This is a genomic window from Streptomyces ureilyticus (assembly GCF_011045025.1).
In the GTDB taxonomy this organism is placed as follows: Bacteria; Actinomycetota; Actinomycetes; order Streptomycetales; family Streptomycetaceae; genus Streptomyces; species Streptomyces ureilyticus.
The window spans coordinates 1-9,347 of record NZ_JAAKZX010000297.1 but is presented as its reverse complement, the minus strand read 5'-3'; the positions used below and the strand labels follow the sequence as shown (position 1 = coordinate 9,347).

Sequence of the window (9,347 nt, the reverse complement as noted above, 5' to 3'; positions counted from 1 at the left end):
GGAAGGGGCGGGGCGGGGCGGGGGAAAGTCAGCCTGAGCCGACGACGCCCTTCGCGTTGCCCGTGGCCGTGTCCTCCGTGGCCGCCTTCGGGATCGGGCGGTCGTTCTTCAGAGCCTTCCAGACCATGTCTGCCTTCGGCTTGAGCATGAGGACCCGGTTGCCGTCGGCCGGGTCGTACTGGACCGGCATCGTCACCATGGTCATGTTCGAGGAGCTGATGCCCTTGAGCCCGTTGGCGAACGAGGCCAGGTCCTGGACCGACTCGAGGTCGGAGTCGGTGGTGACGGTGTTCGTCGCGGTGTCGGCGAGGTCCCACAGCTTCTTCGGGCTGGTCAGTACGCCGATGTTCTTGACCTGCTCGACCAGTGCCTTGATGAACGCCTGCTGGAGCTGGATGCGGCCGAGGTCGGAGCCGTCGCCGACGCCGTGCCGGGTGCGGACCAGACCGAGGGCCTGCTCACCGGTGAGCTGATGGGTTCCGGCCTTGAGGTCGAGGTGACTGTCCGGGTCCGAGATGTCCTTGTTCGTGGTGACCTTGACGCCGCCGAGGTCGTCGATGAGCTTCTGGAAGCCGCTGAAGTCGACCTCCATGTAGTGGTCCATGCGGATGCCGGTCATCGACTCGACGGTCTTCACCGCGCAGGCGGCGCCGCCCGTGGAGTACGCGGAGTTGAACATCGCGCTCGACGAGCCCTCGTGGGTCTTGCCCTCGGCGTCGGTGCACTCGGGGCGCTCTATGAGGGTGTCGCGGGGTATGGAGACCACGCTGGCCTTCTTGTGGCCCTTGTAGACGTGCACGATCATCGCCGTGTCCGCACGGGCCGAACCGTCGTCGACGCCGCCGCCCAGCTTCTTGTTGCTGCCGGCGCGGGTGTCGGAGCCGAGTACGAGGATGTCCTGCGAGCCGTTGTCGACGTCCAGGGGCCGGTCGGCGCCGAGGGCCTGGTTGATGTCGACGCTGTCGAGGTTGTTGTTGAGCCTGAAGTACATGTAGCCGAGTCCGGTACCGCCCAGGACCACGACGCCCGCCGCGACCCAGGCCGTGACGAGGAGGGCCTTGCCGCGCGTGCTGCGCGGCTTGCGGCGGCGGCCCTTGGCGCGGCGGCGCGGGCCGCTGGGTCCAGAGGCTTCCGGGTTGCCGGAATCAGGCGTGCTCTCGGCAGACATGTGCTCCTCAGTCCTCGTCCGGTCGGTTACCCCCTGTGTGCAGGGTCAGGCATGGCGCGTCGGTCATGACTGGTATGTCAGGACCCGTCACGTCAGACGTTGAAACCGAAAAAAGGGTTGCACAACGCACTGTGACCACTCTGTGGGCGAATGTGAGCAACCCGTGACTCACGAGGGCGAAGTCCGCCCGCTCACCTGCGATTTCAGGCCAACTCTGCGTCCTGTTCACCGTGGGTGGCGATCTTCACAGGTGTGGCGAAGGTCTCGCGCCGGGGCGGCCTTCAGGGCCGTACAAGTGCCGGCAAGAACCTGCGAAAAGGGGCTGCCCCCGTCACGTTCGTGACGGGGGCAGCCCCTCGAGCGGTCAGAAAACGCCGACGTCAGTCGCCGCCGTTGCCCGGCATCGGCGTCGTCTTCTGGATCTGCAGCAGGAACTCGCCGTTCGACTTCGTCTGCTTCATCTTGTCCAGGAGCAGCTCGATCGCCTGCTGCTGGTCGAGCGCGTGCAGCACCCGGCGCAGCTTCCAGACGACGCCCAACTCGTCGTTGCCGAGCAGGATTTCTTCCTTACGGGTGCTGGACGCGTCCACGTCCACCGCCGGGAAGATGCGCTTGTCGGAGAGCTTCCGGTCGAGCTTGAGCTCCATGTTGCCGGTGCCCTTGAACTCCTCGAAGATCACCTCGTCCATGCGCGAGCCGGTCTCGACCAGCGCGGTGGCCAGGATGGTCAGCGAGCCGCCATCCTCGATGTTGCGCGCGGCACCGAAGAAGCGCTTCGGCGGGTACAGCGCGGTCGAGTCGACACCACCGGACAGGATGCGGCCGGAGGCGGGGGCGGCGAGGTTGTACGCACGGCCCAGACGCGTGATCGAGTCGAGCAGTACGACCACGTCGTGGCCCAGCTCCACCAGGCGCTTGGCGCGCTCGATGGCCAGCTCGGCGACCGTGGTGTGGTCCTCGGCCGGGCGGTCGAAGGTCGAGGAGATGACCTCGCCCTTGACCGACCGCTGCATGTCGGTGACCTCTTCCGGACGCTCGTCGACCAGGACGACCATCAGGTGGCACTCGGGGCTGTTGACCGTGATCGCGTTGGCGATCGCCTGAAGGATCATGGTCTTACCGGTCTTCGGCGGGGCCACGATCAGACCACGCTGGCCCTTGCCGATCGGCGCGACCAGGTCGATGATCCGCGTCGTCAGCACCGCCGGGTCGGTCTCCAGACGGATCCGGTCCTGCGGGTAGAGCGGCGTCAGCTTGTTGAACTCCGGGCGGCCACGGCCGAGTTCGGGCGCCATGCCGTTGACGGAGTCGAGCCGCACGAGCGCGTTGAACTTCTCGCGGCGCTCGCCCTCCTTCGGCTGCCGGACGGCGCCGGTGACGTGGTCGCCCTTGCGCAGGCCGTTCTTGCGGACCTGGGCGAGCGAGACGTACACGTCGTTCGGACCGGGCAGGTAGCCGGACGTACGGATGAACGCGTAGTTGTCGAGGATGTCCAGGATGCCCGCGACGGGGATCAGGACGTCGTCCTCGTTGACCTGCGGCTCGGCGATCTCGTCGCGGCCTCGGCGGCCACGGCGGTCCCGGTAACGACCGCGACGGCCGCGACGGCCGCCCTCGAAGTCGTCATCGTCCTGCTGCTGACGGTCCTGGCGGTCCTGACGGCCGCCGCCCTGCTGCTGGCCGCGCTGCTGGTTGCCGCCGCCCTGCTGGTCGTCACCCTTGCCGCGGCCGCGGTCCCGGTCCCGACCGCCTCGGTCGCTCCGGTCGCCACGGTCACGGTCACGGTTGCCCCGGTCCCGGTCGCGGCGGCCCTGGCGGCCATCGCCACCCTGGTCACCGGAGTCGGCCCTGGCCTCGCCCTGGGGCTGGGTTTGAGCAGGAGCCTCGGCCTTCGGCTCGCTCTTCGCCTCGGCGGTGACCGTCTCGGGGCTGCCCGCATCGGCGGTGGCCCGACGACGCCGACGCTCGGCCGGAGCATCATCACTGGCCGGCTGACCAGGAATCTCGATCTGCTGCTGAGCTACGGCCTTTTCAGCCTTCTCGGCCTTGTCTGCCTTGCCCGCGCTGTCGGCTTTCTTCTCGCTCTTCTCGGCGGGCGCTGCGGAGTCGTCCCCCGTACGAGCCTTCGAGGTGGCCCGGCGCTTCGGCTTGGTCTCGGTGGCTGCCTCGGCGGTCTTCGCCGGGGCACCCCCTCCTGCCTGCGCCTCCTTGATGACCTCGATCAGCTGGCTCTTGCGCATCCGCGCGGTGCCCCTGATGCCGAGGCCGGATGCGACCTGCTGCAGCTCGGCCAGCACCATGCCCTCAAGGCCGCTGCCGCGGCGCCGACGGGAGCCTGAAGCACCGGTGGCAGGCGCGGCGGAGGCGTCCGTGGCGGGCGCGGCAGCGGTCTCCTCGACACGTGCGCCCATCAGATCGGTGGTGTCGCTCACGAAGGGTCCTTCCCTGGAGCGGACGTCGGCCTGTCTGGCTCGGCGACCGGTTGTGCTGTCCGGCTTCGGTCCTGTGATGTGGACCGTGCCGGGGCGGTGGTCCGCCAAAGAGGCGGAGGGCATATCTGGTGATGGCGTTTCCGGGTGCCGTGACACTGAGGTGCGGTGTCGGTCGGCTCGGTCACGCCGGTTCCGGAGCGTGCTCAGGACTGCTCAGCGCATAGCGTCCAATGCGTGGCACAAAGCAGTTTGGGAGGCTCCCGGAAAGAGGTCTGTCCCGGACGGGGACACGAAGCACCTCGCCATGGTGGGGTCGGGTGCAGACTTGAGATTAACACTACCGGATCCAACAAACATTCCCCCTCTCCAAATCCGGCAACCGTGTGTCAGGTGGCAAGCGGCAGCACGCTCGCTCCCTGGGCATCGAGGCTCAGCCGGTTGGCCGCCCAGCCCTCGCCGGCCAGCCGGGAGACCTTGTCGGCGGTGGCTTCGTCGGCCAGCGCGAGCACGGTGGGGCCCGCCCCTGAGATCACGGCGGGGATTCCGTCGGCCCGCAGCCGCTCCACCAGGGCGGCGCTCTCCGGCATGGCCGGAGCCCGGTACTCCTGGTGCAGTCGGTCCTCGGTGGCGGGCAGCAGCAGCCCGGGGCGCCTGGTGAGGGCCTCTACGAGCAGTGCGGCGCGGCCCGCGTTGGCGGCGGCGTCGACATGCGGCACGGTGCGCGGCAGCAGTCCGCGGGCGGTCTCGGTGAGGACGGGCTTTCCGGGTACGAAAACCACCGGAACGATGGATTCGGCGGGATCCATCCTGATGGCGCGCGCTGCGCCACCCTCCATCCAGGACAGCGTGAAGCCGCCGAGCAGACAGGCCGCGACGTTGTCGGGGTGGCCCTCGATCTCGGTGGCGAGCTCGAGAAGTGCCTCGTCGTCGAGCTTCGCGTCGCCGCCTATGGTCACGGCGCGCGCGGTGACGATGCCCGCGCAGATCGCGGCGGACGAGGAGCCGAGGCCACGGCCGTGCGGGATGCGGTTCGCGCAGACGATTTCGAGTCCGCGCGGCTGTCCGCCCAGCAGATCAAAGGCGGTACGGAGGGAACGTACGAGGAGGTGAGTCTCGTCACGCGGGAGGGTCTCGCTGCCCTCACCAGCGATGTCGATGTGCAGTCCGGAGTCGGCCACTCGGACGACCACGTCGTCGTAGAGCCCCAGCGACAGGCCGAGGGCGTCGAAGCCCGGGCCGAGGTTGGCGCTGGTGGCGGGGACGCGCACCCGGACGGCGGCGGCGCGGAACGCTGGACCGGCCATCGCTCGATGACTCTCCTTGAGCTTGAGCTGCGAGATTGTCGAGATGTGTCGAAATCCTGCGAGACGAACGGAAGATCACGGAAGACCCGGCGGCCGCAGAGACGGCGCGGCACCGCGGCATATGCGGCGGGCGGGTTACGTACAGCCTATCGAAGGAAGGTTCCGTGGCGACATAGGGCGCACGGGAGGCGCACGATGCGTGCCATAAGCCCCCTGTGCACCCCCTGTCAGGAATGACGGGTTAGGCGAAACGTAAGCGCCACGCTTACGCGAGGCCGAGACGCTCCGCCGCCGTTGCAGCGTCCACCGGGACCGTGACGGGCTGCGGAGCACCCGCGACGGCCCAGTCCGGGTCCTTGAGGCCGTTTCCGGTCACCGTACAGACGATGCGCTGGCCCGGATCGACCTTGCCCTGCTCGGCGGCCTTCAGCAGTCCGGCGACGGACGCCGCGGACGCGGGCTCGACGAAGACGCCCTCCTGGGAGGCCAACAGCCGGTAGGTGCGCAGAATCTCACGGTCCGTCACCTCATCGATGAAACCGCCCGATTCATCCCGCGCGGCCAGGGCGAGCTTCCACGAGGCCGGGTTGCCGATACGGATCGCGGTGGCGATGGTCGACGGATCCTTGACCACCTCACCGCGCACGATCGGGGCGGAACCGGAGGCCTGGAAACCCCACATTCGAGGGGTTTGCTTCGCGATCCCGTCGGCCGCGTACTCCGTGTAGCCCTTCCAATAGGCCGTGATATTGCCCGCGTTGCCCACCGGCAGGACATGAATGTCAGGTGCGTCACCCAACATGTCCACAATTTCGAACGCGGCGGTCTTCTGGCCCTCGATACGCACCGGGTTGACTGAATTCACCAGCGCCACGGGGTAGTTGTCGGACAGATTGCGCGCGAGCGTGAGGCAGTCGTCGAAGTTCCCGTCGACTTGGAGAATCTTCGCGCCGTGCACGAGTGCCTGGCCCATCTTGCCGAGGGCGATCTTGCCCTGCGGGACGAGCACGGCGGAGACCATTCCGGCCCGTACGGCATACGCGGCGGCCGAAGCCGACGTGTTCCCCGTCGAGGCGCAGATGACGGCCTTCGCGCCCTCCTCCTTGGCCCGGGTGATGGCCATGGTCATCCCGCGGTCCTTGAAGGACCCGGTCGGGTTCGCGCCCTCGACCTTGAGGTGAACCTCACAGCCCGTGCGCTCGGAGAGCACCTGCGCGGGCACGAGCGGCGTACCGCCCTCACGGAGCGTCACGACCGGCGTGCTGTCGGATACCGGCAGCCGGTCCCGGTACTCCTCGATGATTCCGCGCCATTGGTGGGTCATTGCTGGTTACTCTCCTTCAACCCGCATGATGCTGGCGACACCCCGCACGGTGTCGAGGCTGCGCAGCGCCTCGACGGTCCCGTTCAGGGAGGCGTCGGACGCGTGGTGGGTGACGACGACGAGAGAGGCCTCGCCGTCTTTCCCTTGCTGGCGAACCGTATCGATTGAGACACCGTGCTCAGCGAAAACGGTCGCGACCTGGGCGAGAACACCCGGTTTGTCCGCCACATCGAGACTGATGTGGTATCGAGTCACGACCTCGCCCATCGGCGAGACGGGCAGCCGGGTGTACGCGGAGTCGCCGGGTCCGGTGGCGCCGCTGAGCCGGTTGCGGCAGACGGCCACGAGGTCGCCGAGGACCGCGGAGGCCGTCGGCGCACCGCCCGCGCCGGGCCCGTAGAACATCAACTGGCCCGCGGCGTCCGACTCGACGAACACGGCGTTGTACGCGCCGCGCACGGAGGCGAGCGGGTGGGTCAGCGGAATCATCGCGGGGTGCACGCGCGCGGTGACGGACTCCCCGTCGGCGGCCCGCTCGCAGATGGCGAGCAGCTTGATGGTGCAGCCCATCCCCCTCGCCGAGGCGAAGTCGGCCGCGGTGACCTCGGTCATGCCCTCGCGGTACACGTCATCGAGCCGCACGCGCGTGTGGAAGGCGATTCCGGCGAGGATCGCGGCCTTGGCGGCGGCGTCGAAGCCTTCGACGTCCGCGGTGGGGTCGGCTTCCGCGTACCCGAGCGCGGTGGCCTCGTCGAGGGCTTCCTGGTAGCCGGCGCCCGTCGAATCCATCTTGTCGAGGATGAAGTTGGTGGTGCCGTTGACGATGCCGAGCACGCGGTTGACCTTGTCGCCGGCGAGGGACTCGCGCAGCGGCCGGACCAGCGGGATGGCACCGGCGACGGCGGCCTCGTAATAGAGGTCCTTGTTCTGTTCCTCGGCGATGGCGTGCAGGCCAGCGCCGTCCTGGGCGAGCAGCGCCTTGTTCGCGGAGACGACGGAGGCGCCGTGCTCGAAGGCGGTGGTGATGAGGGAGCGGGCGGGCTCGATACCGCCGATGACCTCGACGACCACGTCGATGTCCCCGCGTTTGACGAGGGCGGTGGCGTCGGTGGTGATGAGCTCGGCCGGGATGCCCTCCCGTACCTTGTCGGGCCGCCGGACGGCGACGCCGGCCAGCTCGACGGGGGCTCCGATGCGGGCGGCGAGGTCGTCGGCGTGCGTCGTCATGATGCGCGCCACCTCTGAGCCGACAACACCACAGCCCAGCAGCGCCACCTTCAGCGGACGCGTACGCATCATCCGACCTCGTTTCCTCTTACCGTCACGGTGGATCCAGTCTCACTCACCGGACGGGACTTTCTATGCCATGTCCGGATCGTGAGATGTCTATTTCATTTCTCCGGCGGCCGATCACAGGAGATCTTCCGCCGGTTGTCTTCGTACGTCAGCGGGTCATCCGACCGCGTACATCGGTCATCGGTGGCTCATCCGACATCGAGCCGCAGCAGGTCCTCCTCCGTCTCCCGACGGACGATCACCCGGGCTTCGCCGTCCCGGACCGCGACGACGGGCGGGCGCAGCGCGTGGTTGTAGTTGCTGGCCATGGAGCGGCAGTACGCCCCCGTGGCCGGCACGGCGATGAGGTCACCGGGCGCGACATCGGCGGGCAGGAAGGCGTCACGTACGACGATGTCGCCGCTCTCGCAGTGCTTGCCGACGACGCGTACGAGCATGGGCTCGGCCTCGCTCACGCGGGAGACGAGGGAGACGGTGTACTCGGCGTCGTACAGCGCGGTGCGGATGTTGTCCGACATGCCGCCGTCGACGGAGACGTACGTACGCAGTCCGTCGAGCGGCTTGATGGTGCCGACCTCGTACAGGGTGAAGGCGGTCGGCCCGACGATGGCGCGTCCCGGCTCGACGGAGATGCGGGGGGTGCGGAGCTTCGCGGACTCGCACTCGCGCGTGACGATCTCGTGCAGCGCCTTGGCGATCTCGTGGGGCTCGCTCGGGTCGTCCTCGCTGGTGTACGCGATGCCGAGGCCGCCGCCGAGGTCGATCTCGGGCAGCTCGACGCCGTGCTCGTCGCGGATCTCGGCGAGTAGCTTCACGACCCGGCGCGCGGCGACCTCGAAACCGGCCATGTCGAAGATCTGCGAGCCGATGTGGCTGTGGATCCCGATGAGTTCGAGTCCGTCGAGGGCGAGGGCCCGTCGTACGGCCTCGGCGGCCTGCCCGTCCGCGAGCCCGATGCCGAACTTCTGGTCCTCGTGGGCCGTGGCGATGAACTCGTGCGTGTGCGCCTCGACGCCGACCGTCACCCGGATCTGCACGCGCTGCCGCTTGCCGAGCGACTGGGCGATGTGCGCGACGCGGACGATCTCCTGGAACGAGTCGAGGACGATGCGCCCCACGCCACGGCTGATGGCCTCGGTGATTTCCTCGGTGGACTTGTTGTTGCCGTGGAAGGCGATACGGTCGGCGGGCATCCCGGCGGACAGGGCGGTGGTGAGTTCGCCACCGGAACAGACGTCGAGGTTGAGCCCCTCCTCGTGCAACCAGCGCACGACGGCGCGCGACAGGAACGCCTTGCCGGCGTAGAAGACGTCGGCGTCCTCCCCGAAGGCGGTACGCCAGGCGCGCGCCCGCGCACGGAAGTCGGCCTCGTCGATGAAGTACGCCGGAGTACCGAACTCCTCGGCGAGCTTCTTCACATCGATGTCGCCCACGCTGACGACCCCGTCGGTCGTACGGGTCACGGTCTGCGCCCAGACCTTCGAGTCCAGGGCGTTGAGATCGGTGGGCGGGGCGGTGTAGTGCCCCTCGGGCAGAACATCGGCGTGACGGGGCCCGGCGGGGTGTGCAGAACGGCTCATGACTTGTCTTTCTTCGGCTCTCTCAGAGGTGTTCGGGTGCGTCGATGCCGAGCAGGGTCAGACCGCCGGCCAGCACCGTCCCGGCGGCTTCGGCAAGCGCCAGCCGGGCCCGGTGGGCGGCCGAGGGTTTCTCGTCCCCGACGGGGAGGACGCGGGTGACCTCCTGGTAGCGGAGGAAGGCGTCGGCGATGAGGACGAGGTGGCGGGCCAGGTGGTCGGGGGCGCGGCGGGTCGCTGCGGCTG

7 protein-coding genes are annotated in these 9,347 nt (G+C 68.6%); all 7 read right to left on the bottom strand.

The annotated features are described in order from the left end of the window. Window positions 1–28: 28 nt before the first annotated feature. The gene (locus tag G6048_RS44335; RefSeq protein WP_165345289.1) at window positions 29–1,168 is read right to left on the bottom strand and encodes an LCP family protein; all 1,140 of its coding nucleotides are present in this window, start codon (window positions 1,166–1,168) and stop codon (window positions 29–31) included. A 380-nt stretch (window positions 1,169–1,548) separates the two neighbouring features. Beyond that, window positions 1,549–3,600, bottom strand: coding sequence for a transcription termination factor Rho (gene rho / locus G6048_RS44330; RefSeq protein ID WP_165345288.1), 2,052 nt, complete (start codon window positions 3,598–3,600; stop codon window positions 1,549–1,551). Window positions 3,601–3,986: 386 nt separating this feature from the next. Continuing rightward, window positions 3,987–4,904 (bottom strand): homoserine kinase, encoded by a 918-nt coding sequence (gene thrB / locus G6048_RS44325; RefSeq protein WP_165345287.1) that lies wholly within the window; start codon window positions 4,902–4,904, stop codon window positions 3,987–3,989. Window positions 4,905–5,169: 265 nt separating this feature from the next. Then, window positions 5,170–6,228, bottom strand: a complete 1,059-nt coding sequence (gene thrC / locus G6048_RS44320; protein ID WP_165345286.1) for a threonine synthase — start codon at window positions 6,226–6,228, stop codon at window positions 5,170–5,172. A gap of 6 nt (window positions 6,229–6,234) precedes the next feature. Then, complete coding sequence (locus tag G6048_RS44315; protein WP_165345285.1) at window positions 6,235–7,527, bottom strand: homoserine dehydrogenase; 1,293 nt, start codon at window positions 7,525–7,527, stop codon at window positions 6,235–6,237. Between the two features lie 185 nt (window positions 7,528–7,712). Continuing rightward, the gene (gene lysA / locus G6048_RS44310) at window positions 7,713–9,104 is read right to left on the bottom strand and encodes a diaminopimelate decarboxylase (RefSeq protein WP_165345284.1); all 1,392 of its coding nucleotides are present in this window, start codon (window positions 9,102–9,104) and stop codon (window positions 7,713–7,715) included. A 22-nt stretch (window positions 9,105–9,126) separates the two neighbouring features. After that, a partial coding sequence (locus tag G6048_RS44305; protein WP_268979403.1) for a DALR anticodon-binding domain-containing protein occupies window positions 9,127–9,347 on the bottom strand: 221 nt, incomplete at its 5' end.

Coding starts and splice junctions, on each gene's coding strand:
- G6048_RS44335 (WP_165345289.1), bottom strand. CDS start 1,168: ATGTCTGCCGAGAGCACGCCTGATTCCGGCAACCCGGAAGCCTCTGGA.
- thrB (WP_165345287.1), bottom strand. CDS start 4,904: ATGGCCGGTCCAGCGTTCCGCGCCGCCGCCGTCCGGGTGCGCGTCCCC.
- thrC (WP_165345286.1), bottom strand. CDS start 6,228: ATGACCCACCAATGGCGCGGAATCATCGAGGAGTACCGGGACCGGCTG.
- G6048_RS44315 (WP_165345285.1), bottom strand. CDS start 7,527: ATGATGCGTACGCGTCCGCTGAAGGTGGCGCTGCTGGGCTGTGGTGTT.
- lysA (WP_165345284.1), bottom strand. CDS start 9,104: ATGAGCCGTTCTGCACACCCCGCCGGGCCCCGTCACGCCGATGTTCTG.